The organism is Chryseotalea sp., from assembly GCF_057350905.1.
Map to the genome: position 1 here is coordinate 322,454 of NZ_JBMRCF010000001.1, position 23,895 is coordinate 346,348.

20 protein-coding genes are annotated in these 23,895 nt (G+C 39.8%); 9 read left to right on the forward strand and 11 right to left on the reverse strand.

The annotated features are described in order from the left end of the window. Positions 1–2 precede the first annotated feature (2 nt). A complete protein-coding gene (locus ACO1XM_RS01470) occupies positions 3–452 on the forward strand; it encodes a hypothetical protein (RefSeq protein WP_486225332.1) in 450 nt (149 codons plus the stop codon). Positions 453–634: 182 nt separating this feature from the next. Here the strand turns inward: ACO1XM_RS01470 and ACO1XM_RS01475 are convergent, their stop codons facing one another. Next, positions 635–859, reverse strand: coding sequence for a hypothetical protein (locus ACO1XM_RS01475; RefSeq protein WP_486225333.1), 225 nt, complete (start codon positions 857–859; stop codon positions 635–637). A 188-nt stretch (positions 860–1,047) separates the two neighbouring features. Here ACO1XM_RS01475 and ACO1XM_RS01480 point away from each other — a divergent pair, with 188 nt between their 5' ends. The 3 genes from ACO1XM_RS01480 (at position 1,048) to ACO1XM_RS01490 (ending at position 2,300) form a co-directional block, all read left to right on the forward strand. Continuing rightward, complete coding sequence (locus tag ACO1XM_RS01480) at positions 1,048–1,587, forward strand: thioredoxin family protein (protein ID WP_486225334.1); 540 nt, start codon at positions 1,048–1,050, stop codon at positions 1,585–1,587. Positions 1,588–1,617: 30 nt separating this feature from the next. Then, positions 1,618–2,016 (forward strand): hypothetical protein, encoded by a 399-nt coding sequence (locus tag ACO1XM_RS01485; RefSeq protein WP_486225335.1) that lies wholly within the window; start codon positions 1,618–1,620, stop codon positions 2,014–2,016. Between the two features lie 95 nt (positions 2,017–2,111). Then, positions 2,112–2,300, forward strand: coding sequence for a hypothetical protein (locus tag ACO1XM_RS01490; protein WP_486225336.1), 189 nt, complete (start codon positions 2,112–2,114; stop codon positions 2,298–2,300). A gap of 72 nt (positions 2,301–2,372) precedes the next feature. Here ACO1XM_RS01490 and ACO1XM_RS01495 read toward each other — a convergent pair whose 3' ends face one another. From ACO1XM_RS01495 to ACO1XM_RS01515, 5 genes are all read right to left on the reverse strand, one after another. Next, positions 2,373–2,693, reverse strand: a complete 321-nt coding sequence (locus ACO1XM_RS01495; protein ID WP_486225337.1) for a low molecular weight protein tyrosine phosphatase family protein — start codon at positions 2,691–2,693, stop codon at positions 2,373–2,375. A 35-nt stretch (positions 2,694–2,728) separates the two neighbouring features. Beyond that, positions 2,729–6,958 carry a CHAT domain-containing protein gene (locus ACO1XM_RS01500; protein WP_486225338.1) on the reverse strand — a complete coding sequence of 1,410 codons (4,230 nt, stop codon included), beginning with the start codon at positions 6,956–6,958 and terminating at the stop codon, positions 2,729–2,731. A 61-nt stretch (positions 6,959–7,019) separates the two neighbouring features. After that, on the reverse strand, positions 7,020–7,664 hold the full coding sequence (locus tag ACO1XM_RS01505; protein ID WP_486225339.1) for a cation efflux transmembrane domain-containing protein: 645 nt from the start codon (positions 7,662–7,664) through the stop codon (positions 7,020–7,022). A gap of 485 nt (positions 7,665–8,149) precedes the next feature. Continuing rightward, entirely contained in the window at positions 8,150–8,719 is a 570-nt protein-coding gene (locus tag ACO1XM_RS01510) for an NUMOD4 domain-containing protein (protein ID WP_486225340.1), read from the reverse strand. Between the two features lie 128 nt (positions 8,720–8,847). Beyond that, the gene (locus ACO1XM_RS01515) at positions 8,848–9,228 is read right to left on the reverse strand and encodes a hypothetical protein (protein WP_486225341.1); all 381 of its coding nucleotides are present in this window, start codon (positions 9,226–9,228) and stop codon (positions 8,848–8,850) included. A gap of 136 nt (positions 9,229–9,364) precedes the next feature. Here ACO1XM_RS01515 and ACO1XM_RS01520 point away from each other — a divergent pair, with 136 nt between their 5' ends. Both ACO1XM_RS01520 and ACO1XM_RS01525 read left to right on the forward strand, forming a co-directional pair. Then, positions 9,365–9,700, forward strand: a complete 336-nt coding sequence (locus ACO1XM_RS01520; RefSeq protein ID WP_486225342.1) for a single-stranded DNA-binding protein — start codon at positions 9,365–9,367, stop codon at positions 9,698–9,700. Positions 9,701–9,967: 267 nt separating this feature from the next. Next, positions 9,968–11,950, forward strand: coding sequence for a BatA domain-containing protein (locus ACO1XM_RS01525; RefSeq protein WP_486225343.1), 1,983 nt, complete (start codon positions 9,968–9,970; stop codon positions 11,948–11,950). Between the two features lie 3 nt (positions 11,951–11,953). Here ACO1XM_RS01525 and ACO1XM_RS01530 read toward each other — a convergent pair whose 3' ends face one another. The 3 genes from ACO1XM_RS01530 to ACO1XM_RS01540 are packed head-to-tail and all read right to left on the reverse strand — an operon-like array spanning position 11,954 to position 14,850. Beyond that, the gene (locus tag ACO1XM_RS01530; protein WP_486225344.1) at positions 11,954–12,916 is read right to left on the reverse strand and encodes a calcium/sodium antiporter; all 963 of its coding nucleotides are present in this window, start codon (positions 12,914–12,916) and stop codon (positions 11,954–11,956) included. A 57-nt stretch (positions 12,917–12,973) separates the two neighbouring features. Beyond that, entirely contained in the window at positions 12,974–14,002 is a 1,029-nt protein-coding gene (gene corA / locus ACO1XM_RS01535; protein WP_486225345.1) for a magnesium/cobalt transporter CorA, read from the reverse strand. A 2-nt stretch (positions 14,003–14,004) separates the two neighbouring features. Continuing rightward, positions 14,005–14,850 carry a mechanosensitive ion channel family protein gene (locus ACO1XM_RS01540; protein ID WP_486225346.1) on the reverse strand — a complete coding sequence of 282 codons (846 nt, stop codon included), beginning with the start codon at positions 14,848–14,850 and terminating at the stop codon, positions 14,005–14,007. A 94-nt stretch (positions 14,851–14,944) separates the two neighbouring features. Between ACO1XM_RS01540 and ACO1XM_RS01545 the strand changes: the two genes are divergently transcribed. Then, on the forward strand, positions 14,945–15,919 hold the full coding sequence (locus tag ACO1XM_RS01545) for a polyprenyl synthetase family protein (protein ID WP_486225347.1): 975 nt from the start codon (positions 14,945–14,947) through the stop codon (positions 15,917–15,919). Between the two features lie 78 nt (positions 15,920–15,997). On the opposite strand, the gene trxA is transcribed toward ACO1XM_RS01545, so the two are convergent. After that, positions 15,998–16,321 (reverse strand): thioredoxin, encoded by a 324-nt coding sequence (gene trxA, locus ACO1XM_RS01550; RefSeq protein ID WP_486225348.1) that lies wholly within the window; start codon positions 16,319–16,321, stop codon positions 15,998–16,000. Positions 16,322–16,526: 205 nt separating this feature from the next. After that, a complete protein-coding gene (gene dnaE / locus ACO1XM_RS01555; protein ID WP_486225349.1) occupies positions 16,527–20,711 on the reverse strand; it encodes a DNA polymerase III subunit alpha in 4,185 nt (1,394 codons plus the stop codon). Positions 20,712–21,259: 548 nt separating this feature from the next. On the opposite strand from dnaE, the gene ACO1XM_RS01560 reads away from it, so the two are divergent. Together ACO1XM_RS01560 and ACO1XM_RS01565 are read left to right on the forward strand one after the other, a co-directional pair. Beyond that, entirely contained in the window at positions 21,260–21,937 is a 678-nt protein-coding gene (locus ACO1XM_RS01560) for a succinate dehydrogenase cytochrome b subunit (protein ID WP_486225350.1), read from the forward strand. A 35-nt stretch (positions 21,938–21,972) separates the two neighbouring features. Beyond that, positions 21,973–23,895: a fumarate reductase/succinate dehydrogenase flavoprotein subunit gene (locus ACO1XM_RS01565; RefSeq protein WP_486225351.1), complete on the forward strand. Its 1,923-nt coding sequence runs from the start codon at positions 21,973–21,975 to the stop codon at positions 23,893–23,895.

Here is a 23,895-nt window from a genome sequence, read left to right on the forward strand (position 1 = left end):
ATATGACTTCGAATAAAAAAAATAGTAGCATTGAAATTATGCTCATATTGATATTGGCTGTGTTTTTAATTTCTTGTGATAAGCCAACTATTAGCTCGGAACCGTCACCCATTGAGGTTCGTACTAAGATTTTGACAAAAGGAACTTGGGCTTTAGCTAGTCTTAAGGTCGATGGAGTAGATAGATCAGATTTGTTTACCGGAATGACGATCAATCTTAAAGAGGACAATACTTTTGAAAGTACTGGCGGGTTGCCTATATGGGATGTTAATGGAGAATGGAATTTTGTAGATTCCGAGGCTCAATCAATATATTTAGGAGACCTACAAATTTCTGTACTTACACTAACTGAAAATACTTTTGAAATCAAGCTTTACTGGTCGCAAAACACAATTGGTGAGGGAAGAGGTTCGTCTATTATTGGACAATATGTATTTTCTTTTATTAGGTAAACAGGTTTTTGTTATAATCTTATATTAATGTCCTTTTGAAATTTGTAAACTTTATGAAGATACTGTTATCTCAAAAGTGAGTTGGGAGTCAGGACAATGAGAAAAGAACAAGAAAGTTAAGTGCTTATTAGTCATTCAATTTTTAGTCAGACAGTACCAATAATTTTAGTGTCCAACAATGCCTATCGAGAAAAATAAAACGTGCTAATCACCTTATCAACAAAAACCTTAGCTGTTTCAGCAGTATCTATTGCAGGTAGCTCGGGGCTGGGTAGGTAAGCCGTAAAGCTAATGGAGCCAGAAAGCAGGAGGGATGCCGCAATCAACGCGACCAGTATACCGGCCAGTAGGAGGAGGTTGCGTAAGGAGATGCTTTCTTTCATTGCGTAGTGCTTTGCTAAGTCCATGCCAAGTCGTTTTTCTTCGTTTTTAGGCTATTTTAGCCCATTCACTGTTCATTTCTGAACGCTATCAACTAAAATTGTACATACAATACCGAACAATACCCCTGAGGTTACAGTGCCGACTAACCAGGTATATATGTTTGTAGAACTTTCTTTATGTTTAAATTTGTTCTGAAAGAAAATAGCACCGTATGAAGAAGCTTTTGTTCACTACCCTTTCCTTGGTCTTTATCATGGTCCTAACCGGATTTAAGCCGGAAGAAGGTGCCGTTAAATGGTTAACCTTCGAGGAGGCCGTAGAAAGATCAAAGACAGAAAAGCGCCCTGTTTTTATTGATGTTTACACAGACTGGTGTGGTTGGTGCAAGGTGATGGATAAAAACACTTTCAGCGAGCCGCAGGTTGCTAAACTGCTTAATGAAAAATTTTATGCTGTTAAGTTTGATGCTGAGCAACGTGAAGATGTAGTTTTCTCAGGTACAACCTTTAAGTTCGTACCCAGCGGCAATAAAGGCTATCATCAATTAGCGGCAGCTTTGTTAAACAACCAGATGAGCTACCCAACTGTGGTTTTTTTGGCTGAAGATTTTAGTATGATCCAACCACTTCCAGGTTATAGAAAAGCAGATGAGTTTCATAAGATAGCCCAGTTTATTGGAGAAGGCCACTACAAGAACATAAAGTGGAACGAGTGGGAAGCTAAATACAAATCTCCTTATGCATCCAAATAAGTTGATTCAATCATATAAGCGTGAAGCTTAATGGAGCAAAATAAGCATATATTAAAAATAAGTGGTCCATTAAAATGGCTGGCAAAGTCAATTTTAGTTTTTGGGCTAATTGCTTTTTCTGGGCATGCTTATGAAGTTAGATTTTCAAGTTTCGCACCAAATAAAACTGAGCTAAGCGAAGTCAGGAATGCAACTTTTAAAAGAACCTTTAATCTAGAAAAAGTATTTAACGGAACTCATTCCCCACTCTCACCTGCAATTGATCAGCCGAAAAATTTTGTTTCTTTACTAAATTGTGAAGGAAACAGAGTAAGGGTAAAACTAAAAAGTATTTTCAAAGAGTTACCAATAAATGAACAACACCGTTTCCTAATTTACTTCGCAACTAATAGTGCAGAAGCGTTCGATACGAACTACACCTTGGGATAATTCTTCCCGCACAAGCCAAAGTTAAATTCAAACTAGGCTCAATTCTTAAATACATTCGAACAATCCGGGTATGTGACCGGAATAATTTTTGTTAAATGAAAAAGGTTAAGTCAGGACTGAGACTTTTAGTCATGGTCGTATTTTTAATATTAGCAGTATTTGGAATGGGGATTATGGGAAATATTTTTAATAACAATAGAGAAAGATATATGGACAAAGAAATAAGGATTGAAAGAGTAGACAAGAAGCGGGATGATGATAGTGAAGACGAAGCAAAAAATTGAGATTTGATGATTTGTTGATTGGTTAATTTGATAGATGATTTGAAGCAGTTCTTTTTGTGTATGGATTTGCAATCAATCCAGATATTGTTCCGTTGATTTCTTTAAGATGTCAATTAACTCATCATCCATATAATGGTATAGGTCTTCAATACCCAGTATTATAATTTCCTTTCCATCGATGGATTGAGCAAATTTTTGTTTTAGAATTTCTTTGTGTTTCTTCTCCATCACAAAAACCAGATCTGCCCAGAGAATTAGTTTTTCTGATACTTTAATTCTGGCATCCCTGGCGGTGCCGGCAGATCTGATTGTGTGATGCGGATGTCGCTTAAAAATGGTTTCTGCTGTTAAGCTTCTCCATCGGTTTCGACTACAGATAAACAGAATATTCAAATGCGCTGTTCTGCTTTACAAAATCAGTGATTGGTTTATTCTAAACCAATCATCATGAATGCACCCCAGTAAATTGGCTCCGGATATTCATCACGCAGCTCCTTTTTAGCATCTGTAAAACTCTGGCGTATGTTACCACTGTTCAACCATTTCAAGTAAAATTTCAAAAACAATTTTTGAGTGGCGTCATCGTCAACTTTGAACATACTCATAATAAGTACCTTGGCACCGGCCACCAGGAAGGCGCGCTGCAAGCCATAAACACCTTCACCTGCCTGTAAATCTCCCAGGCCAGTTTCGCAAGCACTGAGTACGACTAGATCTGTTTTATCTAAATTCAGGTTCATGGCTTCATAGGCAGTAAGAATTCCATTCTCCATGTTATAGTTATAATCTGTTTTTTCTAATAGATCACCAGCACCGCTTAATAACAAGCCTGTTCTCATTAAAGGGTTTTGGGTAAGTAAAGCTTCATTACCCTCCATTTCCTTTTCTAAACTGATTTCTTCAGTAGGCTTATACAGACCATGCGTTGCAATGTGAAATATTTTCGGATTGTTCAAATCTTTGATGGCTTCCTCAACGGCTTTGTCCTCAACAAACTGATTGGTTACCCAGCCATTTTGCTTAAACAATAGCTGTAACTGACTCACTTCTTTCTCTGTGCCCGGTAATGGCAAAATATTATCATTATCACTGCTGGCCAAATAGAATGTTGGATTACCAAACATCGAAGCCACTTTTTCAGAGGCCTTGTTTTTCGACTTTATTTTATTCAGGTAAATATCTTTTGTATTACTCACCAACACAATATTAGAATTGTCGAGTACGTAGCGATTGTCTGGTGTTGGTATGGATTCGAGATTAATTTGATTGAAAATACCATCTGCAGAAAGATAAACCGTTGATACCATGCCTATTTCTTTCTGGATAGGTTCCCAGAAAATATTATACGAATAAGTGTCATGAACTTTTCCGATTATCGCGTTGCGGTAATACTTAAAATAACGCGATTCCATCTTTGCACCATCAGGGAATAGTACTGCTTTGGGGGCTTTAAATTCCGGCTTTATATATAAAGCTGCATAGATCACCGAATCTGTTAAACTATGATTAAAGTAGCGGTATCTCACCATTTCAATGGCTACATCGGTAGGAGAAATCGACTTACGCACTTCATCAAAAGTGATTCGCTTATTATCTATGCCTTGTCCGAACCCTTCTGAGCGTTGGCTTAATTCTTTTTCTAAGGTTTCAACTTCTCTTTCAAGTAAGCCACGGTCAATGCCATTCTCGAGTAATTGCTGTTCGCTCATGCTTAAGGCAAGTGTTAGTGTTTCTTTTTTCTGCAACCAGGCACTGTATTGATTTTTTAATACCTCATCTGTGCTGTTGAGTATGCGTTCACGTATTTTAATGGAGGATGATAGCAGTAGCGCCTTTGTTATCAGCTGGTAGTTATAAACTCTGCCGGTAAGGTCTCTGAAATCTTCCAACTGACCGAAGGCAAGTGTATTGTAGAATTCAAAGTCACCTTTAATCGTATTCCAGTATTTTGCTTTTTCACGTTCACTTAATGCAGGGAAGTAACTCTTAATAAAGCCTTCGTAGTTATCAAGAGAGCCTTCAATGTACTTCTTGGCTTTCTTATAGTCTTTTTGCATGTAATAGACTTTAGCAAGTTTTGATTGCACCTTTACAAACTCCGGATGTGATACACTAAAGAATTTCTCGTACAGGTCCTTTGCCTTTACATAAAATTCTTCTGCCTTTTTGTAATTCTTTTGCTGGTAATAAACATCGCCTGTTAAAGTATAAATACTGGCCAGGTTAATGTTATTTTTTCGGCCACCCTTAGCCCGCCAGATACTTTCAGCAATGGTAAGTGAGTTGAAAGCTATATCGAATTTTTTCTCTGAGATATAAAGCGCAGCAACATTTTTCAGTATTTCCGCGTATTGAGGGTTTTCTTTTCCTAAACGTTGTGCCATCGCATCGCGACTTTCCAGCATGAGTTTCTCTACATCATTTTTATTGTCGCCTTTATGGAATTTAATAATGGCTAGCTGCGAGATAGACTTTGCAGTTTCAATATGATCTCTGCCAAATTGTTTCTCCTGGCTGACCAGTGCTTTCTTAATCTCAGCTTCGGCCTTATCATAATCACCCAGGGTATAGTATAAATCGCTTAGCAATTTTTGAGTGGGCGCTGTTTTGGTAGAAGTTTCTCCATAAAATTTTACTGCGAGGGCATTGGCTTGTTTGGCGATTTTTTCAGTTTCAGTGTAATCACCTTTAAGTAATAAAATTTTGCCTTTATTGGTGAGAGGTTCAATTAAACGATACGTATCTGTGCCATATAATTTTTTATACTCGGCAATCAGTTTGTTAAGAATTACATCGGTTTGCGAATACTTACCCAACTGAATAAACAAAGAAGATAATTCTTCTGCCGTTGCCAATTCGTTCCTGAAGGTGATATCCGATTTACTGATCATTTTAACTGTGCGGTCCAGATTTTCCTGGGCCTCGTCAAACATACCTTTGATACCGTACAATTTAGCCTGTGTTTCTAAGGCATGTACAAACTGTTCTGTTCTGGTTTCGTCTTTCCTGAATTTTTCAAAAATCTGAAGCGACTTTTCAATGTTCTTTTCTGCCTTTTCGTATAAACCAAGCTTGAGTTGCAACATTGCAATTTTATCCAGTTGAAGGGCATATTCAGGATCTTCATTGCTGAATTTGCTGTAGGCCACATCAGAGGCTTTGTCTAGTGTTTTAGCAGCAGCGCTGTACTGATCATTGAATTCGTATAAGGCTGCCAGGTTATTCAATATGTCCAAGTGATCTTTTTGCCAAGGACCAATCTCTTGAGCTACTACTTCATTGTAACTTCTCTGATAGATTTGACCTGCTTCTTCTATCTTATTTGTAAAGTTTAGGTAATAAGCTGCCAGTTTTAATCTGTTTAAATGATACTCTGGTGCATTGGCACCGTATAATTCTTTTTGTATGTCACTGATCTGATTCAGATAGAGCTCAACATTCGCATAGTTCCTTTTGTACATAGATAGATCACTTAAGAACTCAAGAATTTTAATTCTGGTCTTATAATGCGCGGGCAGTGCAGGATTGGATAAAAGCTTTACTGCATCATTGTCTAAATTTCTTGTACGCTGATTGCTCAGTTTAGAGTCAAACTCAATGGCTTTAAAGTTGATAAGATGTACGCTATTCTTTTTAAAGTTTTTATCAAGCATCTTTTCGTACTCACTTTTTACATTGGCAAAGCGTGAATCGCTTTCATCTTTTTGTAATTGTTCAAGATAACTTTGATAGACATCTAAAGCGAGTTGATGGGTTGGTTTTGCTTTGCGTTTTAAACTATTCAAGACATTGTCATAGCCAAGATCTTTCTCAGTAGCAGAGAAGTTAATCAGACCATTGTCGGAAAGCAGACGGGAATGCAGGTAATTATTATTAACCAGGGCAAGACTATACTCACCCATGTAGTTAAGCTTCTTGGAAATCCAGTTGCGCGCTGAAACAAAAGCAGAATCTGCTTTTGTTGTTTCCCCCATTTTAGCATACGCCTGCGCCCTGAGGGTAACTAATTGTGCGTAGTTGCCAAAACGAATAGGTAATTCATTTTCAGGAATTCGCTTTTTAACAATTTTGTCACCTTCAGCAATCTGTTCGCGGTCTACTGCTTTAGACAATAAGAAATCATCCACTTCGCTCATCAGCGACAAGGCCTCTCTGCAAAATCCCTGTCCGGTAAGTGCTTCCGCCAATACAAGGTTAACTTTTGCCTTCAGCGCATCATCCTGTAACTGTTTATTTTTTAACTGCAGTTGAACAAGCTCAGTTATCTCCCTGGCTTTTTTGTAATGGCCATAGTCGAGGTAGAGTTCGGCAATATCTATTTGCGCATAAGCATGGGTAAGAGAACTTTCTCCACTTACTGTTGTGCTGGCTTTTAGTGCGTTTTCTATTTGAGCCGAAAAGTCAATCAGCTGACCATTGGCAAGACTTAAGCGCGCTTGCCGCGAATAGTAAATGGGTGTATACTTATTCTGCTGACCGAGCTTTGTGTTGGCTTTTTTGAAAAATTTTTCGTAAGCCTTGGCAGCTTTTTCGAACGAGCCCTGATTGTAAAGTGCATCTGCCTTTGACAAGGCTTTGTCGTGTTTGGTTTGTGCAAAAACGAGGTTTACACAAAGCGTCAGGACAAGGAAGCAGCTAGTAGAGAGGGTTGATTTCATGAGTCAATGTTGTTTGAGGAATTACCAAGCGAATGTACAAATTTTAAGACTGATTTGCTTCTTAATCGCAATGACAAAATTTGTCAGAATTAGCCTTTTCAAAACACTCTTTCCCTTCTTTAAAGGAAAACCAGGCGAGTCCGAGGGTGCCTAGTGCATCTACGTATGGAAAGCCTGTGAAATAGAAAACTGCGCTGGAGACGAGTAAAATTAGCGACATGTAGATGCAAATGCGTGTACAATTGGCATCTGCAATGATGGCATCAGAACTCAACTTTTTACCAACCTGTAGTTTACCATAAAGTAGCACAAGCATAATAAGAATACTGACTATGGATATGATTATGCCCCAAAGGGTAGTTTGCGGTGTTTGGCCAGTGTATGTAACCATTATGGCACCAATTACCAGGCCGATAGTGAGCAGATAGAAAGAATAACCAGTTATACGCAAGGCGGTGCGTTCAAAAGTATCACGTTTATGAATGGGGTTGCGCTGAAGTTTGACAATCATATGCGCTATGCCTATCCCGCTGATCATCTCAATAAAGCTATCCAATCCGAAGCCAAAGAGTGCGATCGTTTCGTCTTCAAATCCTATGAGGGTTGCAATGATACCTTCTGCAAGATTATAAACAATTGTAAAAACGGCCAGTGCAAATGCAAGCTTGTATAATTTATGTTGCGTGTGTTGCTGTGATTTTACCATGATCAAAGATAAGCCATAGACAAGTGCAACAGGGAGTCAAAAGACTATTGTTTGTTACTTTACTACAGAAACGAAACTTGTAATCGTATATTCAAAGACTTAAAGCTTGAAAATTTCTTTTCACCTTATCAAGATGTTGACCATTGCCAATTGACTTAGTTCCGTCTAAATCTAAAGTGCACTACTCGGCAGCCTCAGCATAAATCATCTACCAATGAGGGATGGTAGTTCAATTTGGTATTTGAAATTATTTGTCAAGAAGGGATAAAATTTAAATCCTGAACAAATGACCACTCCAGTAAAATAGTTTACTCTGACAAGCAGTCCTCTCAGAATGAAATAAGCATAAATACTTATGTTATAACTATTTCATAATTGACATTTACTTAGAGCTGATTATTCAAATCGAAAAACTTATTTAAATCATTAGCTGGTATGCAAATATTTATTTTTTAACTTCTTGACTGCTTTGGTTACTAGATTGATCACACCTTTACATGCGACCAATTCTCACCAATTTTTATGCGATGAATCTGCATGTCAGAAACACGGTATTTTTTGGCCAATCTTTTAAGGGTGGGTGTTTCTTTTGATTTAAAGAGATCCACTTTAATCAGGCGTACACGATCAGCGGTAAGCTTAGGTCCCTTTGCCGGACTTATGTGCTTTAACACATTAGGATCTTTTCTGGCGTGGTTAATTTGTTCTTCCTGTGTTGCCCAGATAAGGTTGCTGGCTTTATTATTTTCCTTTTTATGATCTTTATGCAAAACAAAAGTGTGTTGCTTTGATTTCTGTTTACAAAAGTATTCGCCCACTAAGCGGTGAATGTAAAGGTTGTGCTTGCCTTCTGAGGAAGTAATGGTTACGCTAGGATAACCTTGCGTTGGACGCGCCTTTAACAATTGTCCTTCTTCCAACTTTGTTTTAAAACTTGCAATTCTACCTAAATCAGAAATGGAATAACGCTTCTGATTTTTTCCTTGTTTGAGTTTTAACTCTTTCCATTGTTCGCCCTTAAGTGATTTCAAGGCAGGTCTTTTTAGTTTTGTCATGGTGTGTTTTATTTGAGAGTAAGGTGAAATTAAGCAATAATCTTATTTGATTCTATCACCTTAGCGTTTGAGGATATTAAAAGACCTTGTAATTATATTAATAATTATCATTAGCGCTTTTTGAATAGCTAACCGTTGCGAATCGTGTACTCTTTCCTAACAACCAGTAGGTAGTGACTGCTGTCTACAGGAAGGTATCCTTGCTCGTAACAATAATAATAGTGTGATCCTTCTTTGGTTTTGTAACTACTGGTGTGGTATGAAAAATCAAATCCACGCTCACTGAGCCTCTCCCGGCTCACTTTTGATTTTCCTGTTTTATTAAGCTCTTTCAGTATGCGCCTGTTTCTACGTAATATATTATTGACGTTGCGCACATAATTATTTTCATCACTGTTCAATTTATTATTGAAGCTGGTACGGCATTGATCGCAACAAAACTTTTTATCTATTCTCCCAATGAGCTTTGTATTACATTCTCTGCACCTTTTTTCAACGAGTGTTTGCATATTGAAGCGTTTACAAATGAATATAAACGGTAGTAATCGTTTTTCATAATTCTGATAAAAAAATCTGTTTGCATTTTTACAATGTTGGCAGCAAATAAAAGTCAAATGGAAAATTTTTAACCTAAATTAAATAACTATGAAAAGTTTAAGAAACAGTGTAACGCTTATTGGTAATCTGGGTAAAGACCCTGAAGTAAAAACTTTTGGAGAGAGCAAGAAGGCTTCTTTCTCTTTAGCTACAAACGACAGTTTTAAAAATGCAAAAGGGGAAAAGGTGGAAGACACGCAATGGCATAATGTTGTTATCTGGGGAAGTCTGGCTACTGTAGCCGAGAAGTATTTAAAAAAGGGGAGTGAAGTCTGCGTGGAAGGCAAACTCGTGCATCGCGATTACGAGACACCGGAAGGTGAGAAACGGTACATCACCGAGATAGTGGTGAATGACTTACTGATGTTGGGCGACAAAAAATAAGCATTATATTTCCATGAGGCCCTGGACTCAACGATGACTGTATATTTACATGGAATCAACCTCTTCAGTTGCGGAACGTTTGGGAAACCGACTTTTCCAGGAAGGCAGGTCTGTGGTTAAGAAAAAGTAGCCAGTGTTAAACAAGCGCTGAACAGAAATAACCAATAATAGGGTAGTTGTGCCGTTGCAACTACCCGTTTATGGAAAGAGTATAGGTTTCTTTAATTTCGGTTTTTTACTTACTGATTAGCCTATTACTTTTACCAAATGACGTTTCTATATCCAGGTTTTCTTTGGGCCTTATTTGCCTTGGCTATTCCCCTGATTATCCACCTTTTTAACTTCAGGAGAACACAGAAAATCTATTTTTCAAGCACTCGCTTTATCCGGGAAGTACAGGAAACTTCATCGTCTAAAAGAAGGCTCAAGCATTGGCTTGTGCTGGCCAGCAGACTTCTGTTTCTTTTTTTTCTTGTTATTGTATTCTCGCAACCGATTCTACCCGCCAGACAACAGTTGCAGGCGGGCGACCACATAGCTTTGTATGTTGACAACTCATTGAGCATGTCCGGACCTGTAGAGGGTGCCTCCCGGGCTTTTGATGCATCAGTAGTTGCCGCGCGAACCATTACGGAGGTTTTTCCTCCGGATACACGCTACAGGCTTCTAACAAATGATTTCGAGCCTTTTGCCAATACCCTTAAAACTAAAACTGAAGTACAAGAGGCACTGGCAAAGCTAAGACTCAGTAGTAAAAGCAGGAGCGCTGGTGAAATTCTTTCCAGGTTACATCGCCTTGGCAATGAGCAGGATGTTTTCTGGTTGTCTGATTTTCAGCGATCAACTTTGGGTAGCGTAATTCAGACAGACAGTAGCAGGCGCTTTCACCTGGTGCCATTTCAGTTGTCAACAAATAGTAATATTTATATTGATACTGCTTTTTTGGACAATCCTTTTGCCATAGGAGGGGAGCAGAATACACTTACCCTACGCCTGGTTAACGAGGGCAATGCGGATAGAACGCAGCTCAATGTCAGACTGGTGGTAGACGGTTTACAGGTAGGTACAGTCAGTGCAGACATACCTGCCAATGGTACACAAGACCTGAGTTTTGTTTTAAACAATAATCAAAAGGGTGTTCATCAGGCTGTCATTTCTTTTGGTGATACACCCATTACTTTCGACAATGAATTTTACCTTGCACTTAATTTTTCGAACCGGATTAAGATATTACAAATAACAGAACGCAATGCTTCTTCGGTTATTGAAAAAATATACGCCAACCGCGAAATTTTTGATTTGATAAGTCGCAACAGTGGCAATATTGATTATTCTGTATTGGCACAAGCCGACTTAGTTGTGTTGAATGAATTGGTGCGACTAGATATGTCTTTGCAAACAGTTTTAAAAGATTTTATGCAAGCGGGTGGCACTGTTTTATTAATACCCTCCGCGAATCCTGAAATTTCTTCTTATCAAAGTCTATTGCCCTCTCTTGTAAGCAGTAAACAAGAGAAATTATTAGAGCTGACAAAACCAGACAGCAAGAATCCTTTTTTCAGCAATGTGTTTCAGGAGCAACCAGCGCAAATGGCCATGCCTCTGGTAAAAAATAGCATCACCTGGGGTGATGACAGGCAAGCGATTTTAAAACAACAAGACGACCAACCATACTTGTCACTTTTTCAGCAACAAGGCAGACTTTATGTTATTGGGGGCCCCATGCAAAGTGCTTATGGTACTTTTTTAAATCATGCGTTGATTGTTCCTGTAATGTATCGTATTGCCGCATTTAGCAGACGAAGCGAGAAGCAATTATATCAGTTGCTTTCACAGGATATTTTAAACTTGAGAGCCGACTCTTTAAATGATAACCAGTTGATTACCTTAAAAGGAGAAACTGAGGTAACACCGGCACAACGCATTATCAACAATCAGGTATTGATTGATTTGGCTGGTCTGGATTTAGAGGCAGGTCACTACCAGGTTACTGTTGAAAATGATACATTGAGCAGCATTGCTTTTAACCAGACAAAAAGCGAGTCAATGATAAAATCACTCGCTTATAATGAGCTAAGAGATTTTTTCGGAAATAGTTCCGATGTATATGATATTAACGCTGGCTCCTCAACGGCAATGGCTGAGGCGTTAAAAGAAAATTATCAAGGTGTAAGTTTGTGGAAATACGCGCTTATGCTTGCTATACTCTTTTTAATGGTTGAAATTTTATTAATTCGATTTTGGAAATAGTTATTATTGATCTATTCCTATTAAGTAAGCGGTATATGTAACATAGCCTAAGAGTAGAATTAAGGCTTCCCATCTATCCAGCTTTCTAGTGTTAAGGGTGAACATGAAAACCATGAGTATTACTGTGGAGATAAGTAAGATTTGGATATCAAAATTCATTGCTGTTGAATATGGCAATGGCTGAATAAGCCCTGTAATACCTAGTATAAAAAATATGTTAAAGATATTTGAGCCAATCACGTTGCCTATAGCGATGTCAGTATTTTTCCGATAAGCAGCAACGCAAGAAGTTACTAATTCAGGTAAAGATGTTCCGGCTGCGAGTATAGTTAAACCAATAAGTTTTTCGCTCATGCCAAAGTGATGTGCTATCTCAATAGCATTGTCAACCACTAATTTGCCACCACCAATCAGCATGGCTAACCCTAACACCACAAATAGAATAGAGAGTGGTGTCGGCAATATTTTAACATCATCTTGATCAAGATCGCTATTGTTTTTCATCGTACGCACGATGTAAAACATAAAACCACCAAAAAATAGCAATAGAATAAATGAATCTACTCTTGATAAAATGTTATCACTAGAACCCCACAAAAGTGAATCATTGACTAATATATAAAGTACAAGAGCTGCTAAAATGGAAAGAGGCACCTCGTATTTTACAGTGCTCCTTTGTACAACCAGTGGATAAATAAGACCTGCAATACCTAATATGAACAAAAGATTGAAATTGTTACTCCCAATAATATTACCGAAAGAAGCATCATTTTTTCCCTCGACTGCTGCTAAGGTACTAACAATTAATTCTGGGGTAGATGTTCCGAAAGCCACAACGGTAAGGCCAATAGCTAAATTGGATACATTCATTTTCTTTGCCAACGAAGATGATCCATTAACAAGGAAATCGGCTCCTTTGATGAGTACACCAAAGCCAACCAGTAACAGGGTTATAGTCCAAAACATTTCAGTCTGATTAAGTGGAATAAATATAAATCCAATTTTTAAATGTTGCGAATTTTATTAAAACCATTTTTTCTTTTTAAAGTAAAGCAGCATACCGGCTCCAATGCTTAGCATTACTACCCAGGTTAGGGGATAGCCCCACCGCGAATGTAGCTCCGGCATGAAATCGAAGTTCATTCCATAAACACCCACGATAAAGGTAAGGGGTATAAAGATGGTGGAGATGACAGCCAATACCTTCATGACTTCCGTCATGCGGTTGTTTTGTGTGTTCATATGGATATCCATCAAGGCAGAAGTCAGATCCTTGTAAGTATCCAAGGAATCGATCAGGTGTACAACATGATCATAGATATCGGCATAAAAGCGAAGGGTCTCATCTTTGATAAAACTTGTTTCGCCTTTTACAAGCTTACTCACGGCATCTCGCAAGGGATAAACCGCCTTGCGAAGAAAAATAAGTTCTTTTTTTATTTTCTGTATTTGCTTGAAAGTTTGATGCGTAGAACCCTTGTCAATTTCTTCTTCAATATCCTCTATCTGCTCACCAATTTTTTCCAGAATTACATAGTAGTTATCAACAATGGTGTCTAATAATCGATACAATAAATAATCAGCATGTTGTTTGCGTACACGCCCCTGATCAAGTTTTATTCGTTCACGAAATGGATCAAATAAGTCACCTTCTTTTTCCTGAAAAGAGATGAGATAATTAGTACCTAAAACAAAGCTGATCTGTTCGTAATCTATGGTGCGCCCTTCAATACGGTAGAGCATTTTTAAGGTAAAGAAGAGGTAATCATCATATTCTTCCGCCTTAGGGCGCTGGTCATTGGTGATGTCATCAACCAAGAGGGTGTGCAGGCAAAAGTGAGCCTGCAACTTGTCAAGTATATCTTTATCCTGTAGGCCGTCTACATTTACCCAGTTAACTTTTTGACTGTCGAGGTTTACAATTAATTCATCAGCGCTCAGGTTATTGAAGCGGTCATAACTTTCTCTGTTATAGCGTATGAGCTCCAGAATCACCGGACCTTCTCCCAGGGGCAATTCAGTAGGGCTATGGTTGGTATTGGTATTAGTCATCTTTATTGCTTCATGATTACAACCCGGTGTGGAAATGGTATTTCAATACCTTCTTTTTCAAATCTTTCTTTAATAGATTTTAGCAAATCGCATTTCAGGGCAAAACCAGTTGATGGATCTTTGGCCCATACCGAAGCCCTGAGTTGAACAGAAGAATCAGCTAGTTGTATAACACGAACTGTAACCGCAGGTGCATTTGCAGTGATATCTTCCTCAGATCTATTGTCTATAAAGAATGGATGTTTCTGTGCCTCGTCCCGCATAATGTCCATCGCTTTATCAATGGGCGATGCGTAGGAGATACCCACTTCAATAAACATGCAAACCTTTTCATCTGAGGTAGTAGAATTTATAATTACCTCGCTGCTGATAACTGTATTAGGAAATATAATACGCTTGTTTTCAAAATCGCGGATAACGGTATGGCGTAATGTAATATCTTCCACATCGCCTGTATAAAGTTGTCCTACTTTTATTCTATCGCCTACACTGAAGGGTCTGAAGATTACCAAAAAAATACCACTGACAATATTTGAAAAAGCAGACTGCGAAGCAAAACCAACAATGGCCGCAATGATACCCGCACTAGCTAACAAACCATTGCCAAAAGTATTCAGCTCTGGTATAGATTTAAAAATAATAATGATGGCAATCAGGTAAACAAAGAAATCGACTGCGTTTTTAAGAAATTTATACTTAGTGGGGTCAACCTTGAGTTTGTAGGAGGCAATCCGCACAAAGCGCCCAATGCTAAACTTAATAATAAGCGATATGATAAAGGCGAAAACCAGTATGACCAGGGCTAATACAAGTTGTTCCCAGCGGTTATCCAGGGCTGCAAATTTCATAATGAGCTAAATTTAAGTTAAAAACTTAATCAAGTGCACAAATCTTATTGATTAGTGGTAAAACTATTCCACAATTAGGTTTAATATTGCGGACATGGCTCTATCACTTTCAAACATAAAGGCACCCATCGCTTCAGAAATGGACGAGTTTGAGCGAAAGTTCAGGGCTTCTATGAAAACGAAGGTTTTGTTGCTGGACAAAATCATGAATTACATTGTGAAGCGCAAGGGTAAACAAATGCGCCCCATGTTTGTTTTCCTGACTGCCGGAGCAACGGGCTCAATTACAGAAGCTACGTACCGAGGTGCCTCTCTCATAGAATTATTGCATACAGCTACCCTTGTTCATGATGATGTAGTCGACAACGCGGATTATCGCAGGGGCTTCTTTTCGGTTAATGCACTTTGGAAGAATAAGATTGCAGTATTGGTGGGCGACTTCCTGCTATCCAGGGGCTTAATACTGTCGGTAGAACACAAAGATTTTAGTTTACTGAGCATAGTAACGGACGCGGTACGGGAAATGAGTGAGGGCGAATTACTGCAAATGGAGAAGTCGCGCCAACTTAATATTACTGAGGAAGTTTACTTTCAAATCATCAGGCAAAAGACTGCCTCCCTGATCGCCTCCTGCTGTTCGGTAGGTGCCAGATCTTCCGGGGCTACTGATGAAATGGTGGAAACCATGCGTTTGTTTGGTGAGAAGATTGGTATGGCTTTCCAAATTAAAGACGATCTCTTTGATTACGGAGAAGAAGAGGTGGGTAAGCCTTTAGGGATAGACATCAAGGAGAAGAAGATGACTTTGCCTTTGATACATGCCCTCAGCAAAGCTTCATGGTTGGAGCGCAGAAGAATTATGGGCATTGTGCGTAATGAGAGCAGTAAGCCTAAAAAAGTGAAAGAAGTGATTGAATTTGTGCGTAACTCGGGCGGTATAGAATACGCACAAGCTGTTATGAATCGTTTTCATACCGATGCTATTGCATTGGTTAAAGACCTGCCTGATTCGGCTTATAAGCGCTCACTGGTGCAATTGGTTCAGTTTACCATTGAGAGAAACAACTAGGCAATAAACGTTATTAAGCTAAAAAAACAATAGCCAAGGGTTATGCCCCTGGCTATCGTCATTATAGATTTATATTATTTAAGCCATTTGTGCAGTAAGCTTTTGTGCCAATACCGATTTAGGAACGGCACCAACTTGCTTGTCTACTACCTGACCATTTTTGAAAACCAATAGGGTAGGGATGCTACGCACGCCAAACTTGGCTGTCATGGTGGGGTTTTCGTCTACATTCAGTTTTCCGATTACCGCTTTGCCTTCGTATTCACCGGCAAGTTCTTCTACCACAGGGCCGATCATTTTACAAGGACCGCACCATTCTGCCCAGAAATCTACCAAAACAGGCTTATCAGAGTTTACAAACTGTTCAAAGTTTGAGTCGTTTATTTCAATTGCCTTTCCCATTGTTATATGTGTAAGAGTTTTTAATAATCTACTAACCGAACACGAAGGTAAGGGGAATAGTTCAAAAGCACTACAGGAAAATATAGGCTTTAAGGCAAAAAAGCAGCCGGTTCAGATTCGGGCTACAGGATATCAGGGTTTTGACTAAAAAAGTGTGATTGGGTTTTATAGAGTTATTCCTGTAATAGATGCTAAACTTTCACTATTAATAAACCACCTCAACCTCCACCAGCTTCTTCATTTCTTTTACCATGTCATTAATCGGGTTGATGCGGAACTTTCGCGATAGTAATTCCAGACTGATGTTTTCCTGCTCGTCTCTGATTTTTAAATAGAATGGTGTGTTGCCGCTAAAGGTTGTGCAAAGTGTCTCGATGCCTTTGATCAACTCTGCATTAATTTCATGTGCATTCAGTTTTGCCTGAACACCTTTGCAGCGCTTTACACCGATTTCATTCAGCAATTCAATGGCGCGAATTTTCATTTCCACGTTTTGCTGTCCCCAGCTGTTCTTGATTACTGAACCTTCCACCAACACAAACCACCCTGTATTCATGAAGTTTTTGAATTTCAGATAATCTTCACTGAAAAGGGTGAAGGTATAATTGCCGCTATAATCTTCTAATGTAAACTTGCCGAAAGGTCTGCCGGTCTTAGTAGTCCTGTGCTCAACCGCAGAAATAATACCACCTACTTTCACTTCTTTGCCTAGCAGTGGCTCAATGTCATTCAACTGCTGGCAATTTAAATTGCTGAATGATTCAAGTTCGAACCTGAAATTATCCAGGGGATGACCGGAAATATAAATCCCGACAACTTCTTTTTCCAGATTGAGTTTTTCAATTTCACTAAAGGGCTCTACATTTTCTACCCTGGGCTTAGGCATGGCTACTGTAGCTGTTCCTCCAAACAAACTTACCTGCGAGCTGAGCTCTTCCTGCTGTGTTTTTGACGCATAGCGCATTGCTTTTTCAATCAGACTGCTGTCGCCATCTTTAGAGAAAATATATTGCCTGCGGTGTATGCCTTCAAAGCAATCGAAAGCACCAGATTGCGCCAGACATTCGTATGTTTTTTTGGTTACGCTTTTCGAAGACAAGCGTTTAGTAATATCGAAAATATCTTCGTAAGGTCCGTGTGTTTCACGTTCTTCAATAATGGCGCGTACGGCTGAATCACCTGCTCCTTTAATTGCCCCTAATCCAAAACGAATTTCTCCGGCTTTGTTTACTTCAAAGTATACCCCTGATTCGTTTACGTGTGGGCCCAATACTTTTAACCCTGAACTTTTGCAATCTTCAATAAAGAAGGTAACGTTCTCTAAGTTGCTTTGTGAGTGGGTAAGCACTGCGGCCATGTACTCAGCCGGATAGTTAGCCTTTAAATAAGCTGTGTGATAAGCAACCAGTGAATAGCAGGTAGAGTGCGACTTGTTAAAAGCATATTGTGCAAATGCTTCCCAGTCTTTCCAGATTTTTTCGCAGATATCTTCCGGATGATTATTTTTTCTGCAGCCTTCGATAAACTTGCTCTTCATTTTATCGAGCACGTCTTTCTGCTTTTTACCCATGGCTTTACGCAGCACGTCAGCATCACCTTTACTAAAGCCTGCCAGTTTCTGCGAAAGCAACATCACCTGCTCCTGATACACAGTGATACCATAGGTTTCGGCTAAGTTATCTTCCATTTCAGGCAAGTCGTACTTGATCGGCTCGCGACCATGCTTGCGGTTAATAAATTGGGGTATGTATTCCATTGGCCCTGGACGGTACAGGGCGTTCATGGCAATTAAATCTTCAAACTTATCGGGCTTAAGCTGACGCAAATACTTTTGCATGCCCACACTTTCAAACTGGAAAGTACCGGTGGTATCACCCCGTTGAAAAAGTTGATACGTATTCACATCATCGAGTGGGATGTCATCTACAACAATTTCAATCCCCTTACTCTTTTTAATATTTTTAATGGCACTGTTAATCACCGACAAAGTTGTCAGTCCCAGGAAGTCCATCTTCAACATCCCGGCACTTTCTACTACGCTGTTATCGAATTGTGTAACCAGCATGTCGGAATCTTTGGCCGTAGATACAGGCACAAACTTGGTCAAATCATCTGGTGTGATGATAACACCACAGGCATGCGTTCCTGTGTTGCGTACAGAACCTTCTACACGTTTAGCCTGGTGCAATACCCTTGATCGCAGGTCATTGCCGTTAAGGACTTCTTTCAATTCAGGTACTTCAGCAAAAGCTTTCTCTAACGTAGTCCCTGGACGCTCCGGCACGAGCTTAGCCAGTACGTTGGCTTCTGTCAGAGAAAGTTCCATAACACGGGCACAATCGTGAATGGAGGATTTGGCAGCTTCTGTACCGTACGTAATGATCTGGGCTACCTGGTTTTTACCGTACTTCTGAATTACATAATCTAAAACCTTCTGTCGGCCTTCATCATCAAAGTCAATATCAATATCGGGTAGTGAAACACGATCCGGATTTAAGAAACGCTCGAAAAGTAAATCGTATTTAATAGGATCAACATTGGTAATGCCAATGGCATAGGCTACTGCCGAGCCTGCTGCGGAACCACGACCAGGCCCAACGGATACGCCCAACTCTTTTGCCTTGTTTGTGAAATCCTGAACAATGAGGAAGTAACCCGGGTATCCGGTTTTCTTAATCGTCTCAAGCTCAAAATCCAGGCGGTCAGTAATGGCTTGTGTTAACTCACCATATTTTTTACGGGCACCTTCATAAGTGAGGTGGCGCAGGTAAACATCTTCAGAATCAAAGCCTGCCGGAATATCAAACTTAGGGAGTAATACGTTGCGTTGAAGTTTATAGCTTTCTACTTTATCAATAATTTCACTCAGTGTTTCAATGGCTTCAGGCAAATCACTGAAGAGCTGCTTCATCTCATCCTGTGATTTGAAATAGTACTCCTGGTTAGGTAAACCGTAGCGATTGCCTCTTCCGTAACCGATTGGGGTAGATTTCAATTCCTGTTCTTTAATACAGATCAGGATGTCTTGCGCATCGGCTTCTTCCTTGGTTAAATAGTAAACTTCATTGGAAGCAAAATATTTTACACCATGCTTTTTGGCAAAATCAAGTAGCACTTCGTTAACGTGATCTTCCTGCTTTAAACCATGTCTGTTTAATTGCACATAAAAATCTTCACCAAAAAGTTGTTGCCACCATACAAAAGCTTCTTCAGCCTGTTTAGTACCAACATTAAGAATCAGGTAGGGGATCTCAGAAGTAAGACCACCAGTAGTTGCAATCAAACCTTCGTGATACTGTGTAATCAGTTCTTTATCAATACGTGCATGAATACCATAGAGCCCTTCGATGAAGCCGAGTGAGCTTAACTTAGCCAGGTTGTGGTAACCATCTTTATTCTTCGCAAGCAAAATCTGGTTGAAGCGCTTGTCAGGATTGTCTTTAGTGAATTTTAACTTCTTTCTCTCTTCTGCAACATAGAACTCACAACCCACTATGGGTTTGATTCCGTGGTCAAGTGCTTCACGTACAAACTTAAAGGCACCATACATATTGCCCAAGTCAGTAAGTGCCACAGCCGGCATACCTTCTTCTTTAGCTTTGTTGATGATGCGTTTAATATCTGCAGTTGCCTGCAAAACTGAATATTGTGAATGGAGGTGTAAGTGAACAAAGGGTTTATCTTTTAAGCGCTCTGCATGATCTTCCGTAGATTTTGTTCCGCTTAGTTTCTGTTCTTTTTTAGCAAAGTTGGCTGCCTCTAAATTAGGTTCTTCGTAGGTGATGTTTTCTGGTGCGGCACCATCGAAAGGTTTTACTGCTTTTACGTTGATCAAACCAAAAAAGCATCGACCGGTTGCGGCTACATCATAGGCCGCATCGTGGGCATCACCGAAATCTTTTCCGAATAACTTTTGGTGTAGCTCCACCAGCTTCGGCATTTTAAAACGCCCGCCAGGTCCACCAGGTAATTTACAAAAGTCTATACCCGCTTCAGCAGTATCTGTTCTGGATAAGGAAAGGAATTTATCTGCACTGTTGTCGGTGCGCAAGAGTTCAGCTCCGATTATACTGATATCAAACTCAATATTATGACCAACCAGTACGGCAGTTTTGTTTAAGTCTTGAAGAAAAAGCGTGAGTACTTCATGCAAATCTTCACCTTCTTCCAAAGCCCGTTTGGTGGAGATACCGTGAATCTGTTCTGCATTAAAGGGAATGTCAAAACCCACTGGTTTCACTATCAGGTTATTGCGCGAAATCAGCTTACCTGTATGATCATGCAGCTGCCAGGCCAATTGTACAAGCCTTGGCCAGTTATCAAAATCAGTAATAGGGGCAGTTTTATTCCGCGGAAGCCCGGTGGTTTCCGTATCAAAAATCAAATACATAAAACAGTGGTGGTTGTGGTGTAAAAATACGCAAGCCTTTAAACTTAAAGCCAACAAAGGGCGGCTGATTTGCATTGAAATTCATAATATTTCAATATCCCAAAAATGGAAAAACCTGGTCTGGTAATTCAGATTTTGGAAAAATGGTATTCTTATTTAAAATCAATTGTTTAGTAATCAATTACTTATGTATTGGCCTCCAACTTGGTATATAGTCGGAAATTAAAATCATGAAATCCCTCATCAAGTTCATCCGTAAAGAATGGTTCTTGTTCATCACCGTCACAATTCTGCTCCTGATTATCTGGTTATTCGAGTTTTGCGGCTTTTGCTAAACCTTATTATATGATACTTGCCTTAACTATTATATTACTGAAATGGCTTAGCAGCCGGAGAAAGCTTAACCTAAGCACAGGCGCTTAGCTATTCCCTTTCAATCGGTTGAAATAATCTTATTTAGAATCCTTTTAAAGTATCCCGGCTTTTGTTTGCTAAACCACTGAGAACTATTTTTGGCTCCGTACCTAAATAATTCTTCTGATAATTCTATGAATTGGTTTATCACACTCTTTACCAGCACCCTCGGTCGCAAGTTGCTGATGGCGCTTACTGGCCTGTTCCTCATCCTTTTTTTGTTGGTTCACCTTATTGGTAATCTTCAATTATTGAATGATGATGGCGGAAAGTCCTTTAATATTTATGCGGAGTTCATGAGTACCAACCCGCTTATCCAAATTATATCCAAGGGTAACTTTTTCTTCATTTTACTACACATCACAGTTTCTCTTTTTCTGAGTATTAAAAACAGAAATGCAAGAGGCACAGAACGTTACGCAGTTAATAGTGGTAATAAATCTGCCTGGTCATCGCGTAATATGGGTATTCTGGGAACCCTGGTATTAGTTTTTCTGGTTATTCACTTAAAAGATTTTTGGGCCGCCATGCACTTTACTGAAATGCAAAAAGTGGTTTACGATGGTGTTGAATACCGAGATATCTATTCTACCGTTGCCCTATGGTTTGGCAAAGGCTGGTATGTTGGCTTATATGTTTTTTGTATGACGGCTGTAGGCTTCCATCTTTGGCATGGTTTCGCCAGTGCCTTTCAAACACTGGGTTTAAACCACCAGAAGTACAATCCCATTATCAATTTTGTGGGTAAAACTTTTGCCGTGGTTGTTCCGGCACTTTTTGCCTGGATACCGCTAAACATGTTCTTCTTTTAGTGGTTTTATTAAGCATCTACCTCTGATTAAAATATATGAAGTTAGACTCAAAAATTCCTGAAGGTCCGTTAGCAGAAAAATGGACAAAGCATAAGTTCAATGTGAAGTTGGTTAACCCTGCCAATAAGCGTAAGTATGACGTGATTGTTGTAGGAACCGGACTGGCAGGCGCCTCAGCAGCAGCATCACTGGGTGAACTTGGCTACAACGTAAAAGCATTCTGTTTTCAGGACAGTCCACGCAGAGCACACAGCATTGCTGCTCAGGGTGGTATTAATGCCGCAAAAAATTATCAGAATGATGGTGATAGCGTTTACCGTTTATTCTATGACACAATAAAAGGTGGAGATTACCGTGCGCGCGAGGGCAACGTGTATCGTCTGGCCGAAGTAAGTGTAGATATTATAGATCAGTGCGTAGCACAGGGCGTTCCGTTTGCACGTGAATATGGTGGCTTGTTGGCCAACCGTTCTTTCGGTGGGGCGCAAGTGTCCAGAACATTCTATGCACGCGGTCAAACCGGACAACAATTATTACTGGGTGCTTATAGCGCCCTGAACCGCCAGATTGCTAACGGCAAAGTAAAGATGTACAACCGTACAGAGATGCTTGATGTTGTATTAGTAGATGGCAAAGCAAGAGGTATTGTTACCAGAGATTTAGTAACAGGTAAAATAGAAACACATAGTGCCCACGCTGTACTATTATGTACTGGTGGCTATGGTAATGTGTTTTACTTGTCTACAAATGCGAAAGGATCGAATGTAACGGCATCCTGGAGAGCACATAAAAAAGGTGCCTTGTTTGGCAACCCATGCTTTACACAAATTCACCCTACTTGTATTCCGGTTTCAGGCGATCACCAGTCTAAGCTTACGCTGATGAGTGAGTCACTTCGCAATGACGGACGTGTATGGGTACCCAAAGTTGCCAAACCCGGACTGAAAGCAACTGAAGCTTCGTCCATTCCTGAATCGGAAAGAGATTACTTCTTAGAAAGAAAATACCCATCATTCGGTAACCTTGTACCACGCGATGTGGCTTCAAGAAATGCGAAAACAGTTTGCGATGAAGGACGCGGTGTAGGTGCAACAGGTTTAGCTGTATTCCTGGATTTCTCTGATGCGATTAAGCGTGATGGTGAAGCGGCTATTCGTGCCAAGTATGGTAACTTGTTTGACATGTATGCGCAGATTACCGGAGATAATCCTTACAAAGGCCCTATGATGATTTACCCTGCTGTCCATTACACCATGGGCGGTTTGTGGGTAGATTATAATCTAATGACAACTATCCCAGGTTTATACGCCTTGGGTGAAGCCAACTTCTCTGACCATGGTGCAAACCGCTTGGGTGCCAGTGCGCTTATGCAGGGTCTTGCTGATGGTTATTTTGTAATTCCGTATACACTTGGTGATTACTTGTCAGGTTTGCCTTATGAGAAAGTAAGCACGGATCGTCCTGAGTTTAAGGAAGCAGTTGATACAGTGAACAGTCGTATCAATAAATTGCTGGCTATTAAGGGTAAGAAGACGGTAGATCAATTTCACCGCGAGTTGGGCCTAACCATGTGGGAGTATTGTGGTATGTCACGTAATGCTGATGGTTTGAAAACAGCCAAAGCAAAGATTCAGGCTTTGAAGAAAGAGTTCTGGACGAATGTAGCTGTTTTAGGTGGTGCCACAGAATTGAATCAGGAGTTGGAAAAAGCTTTGCGCGTAGCTGACTTGATAGAGCTTGGTGAGTTGATGGTAGATGATGCCTTTAACCGCGAAGAGTCTTGTGGAGGTCACTTCCGTGAAGAATCTGCTACCCCTGATGGAGAAGCTAAGCGTAAGGATGATGAGTATGCTTACGTAGCTGCGTGGGAATTTAAAGGTGAAGACCAACCAGAGCAATTACACAAAGAAGAATTGATTTTTGAAAATGTTAAGTTGACACAGCGTAGCTATAAATAA

Excerpts from the sequence above, each read along its gene's own strand:
- ACO1XM_RS01520 (WP_486225342.1), top strand. The coding sequence starts at position 9,365 with ATGAAAAGTTTAAGAAACAGTGTAACGCTTATTGGTAATCTGGGTAAA.
- ACO1XM_RS01560 (WP_486225350.1), top strand. The coding sequence starts at position 21,260 with ATGAATTGGTTTATCACACTCTTTACCAGCACCCTCGGTCGCAAGTTG.
- ACO1XM_RS01490 (WP_486225336.1), top strand. The coding sequence starts at position 2,112 with ATGAAAAAGGTTAAGTCAGGACTGAGACTTTTAGTCATGGTCGTATTT.
- corA (WP_486225345.1), bottom strand. The coding sequence starts at position 14,002 with ATGACTAATACCAATACCAACCATAGCCCTACTGAATTGCCCCTGGGA.
- ACO1XM_RS01485 (WP_486225335.1), top strand. The coding sequence starts at position 1,618 with ATGGAGCAAAATAAGCATATATTAAAAATAAGTGGTCCATTAAAATGG.
- ACO1XM_RS01505 (WP_486225339.1), bottom strand. The coding sequence starts at position 7,664 with ATGGTAAAATCACAGCAACACACGCAACATAAATTATACAAGCTTGCA.
- ACO1XM_RS01525 (WP_486225343.1), top strand. The coding sequence starts at position 9,968 with ATGACGTTTCTATATCCAGGTTTTCTTTGGGCCTTATTTGCCTTGGCT.
- ACO1XM_RS01480 (WP_486225334.1), top strand. The coding sequence starts at position 1,048 with ATGAAGAAGCTTTTGTTCACTACCCTTTCCTTGGTCTTTATCATGGTC.
- ACO1XM_RS01510 (WP_486225340.1), bottom strand. The coding sequence starts at position 8,719 with ATGACAAAACTAAAAAGACCTGCCTTGAAATCACTTAAGGGCGAACAA.
- trxA (WP_486225348.1), bottom strand. The coding sequence starts at position 16,321 with ATGGGAAAGGCAATTGAAATAAACGACTCAAACTTTGAACAGTTTGTA.
- ACO1XM_RS01545 (WP_486225347.1), top strand. The coding sequence starts at position 14,945 with ATGGCTCTATCACTTTCAAACATAAAGGCACCCATCGCTTCAGAAATG.
- ACO1XM_RS01475 (WP_486225333.1), bottom strand. The coding sequence starts at position 859 with ATGGACTTAGCAAAGCACTACGCAATGAAAGAAAGCATCTCCTTACGC.
- ACO1XM_RS01515 (WP_486225341.1), bottom strand. The coding sequence starts at position 9,228 with ATGCAAACACTCGTTGAAAAAAGGTGCAGAGAATGTAATACAAAGCTC.
- ACO1XM_RS01470 (WP_486225332.1), top strand. The coding sequence starts at position 3 with ATGACTTCGAATAAAAAAAATAGTAGCATTGAAATTATGCTCATATTG.
- ACO1XM_RS01565 (WP_486225351.1), top strand. The coding sequence starts at position 21,973 with ATGAAGTTAGACTCAAAAATTCCTGAAGGTCCGTTAGCAGAAAAATGG.
- dnaE (WP_486225349.1), bottom strand. The coding sequence starts at position 20,711 with ATGTATTTGATTTTTGATACGGAAACCACCGGGCTTCCGCGGAATAAA.
- ACO1XM_RS01500 (WP_486225338.1), bottom strand. The coding sequence starts at position 6,958 with ATGAAATCAACCCTCTCTACTAGCTGCTTCCTTGTCCTGACGCTTTGT.
- ACO1XM_RS01540 (WP_486225346.1), bottom strand. The coding sequence starts at position 14,850 with ATGAAATTTGCAGCCCTGGATAACCGCTGGGAACAACTTGTATTAGCC.
- ACO1XM_RS01530 (WP_486225344.1), bottom strand. The coding sequence starts at position 12,916 with ATGTTTTGGACTATAACCCTGTTACTGGTTGGCTTTGGTGTACTCATC.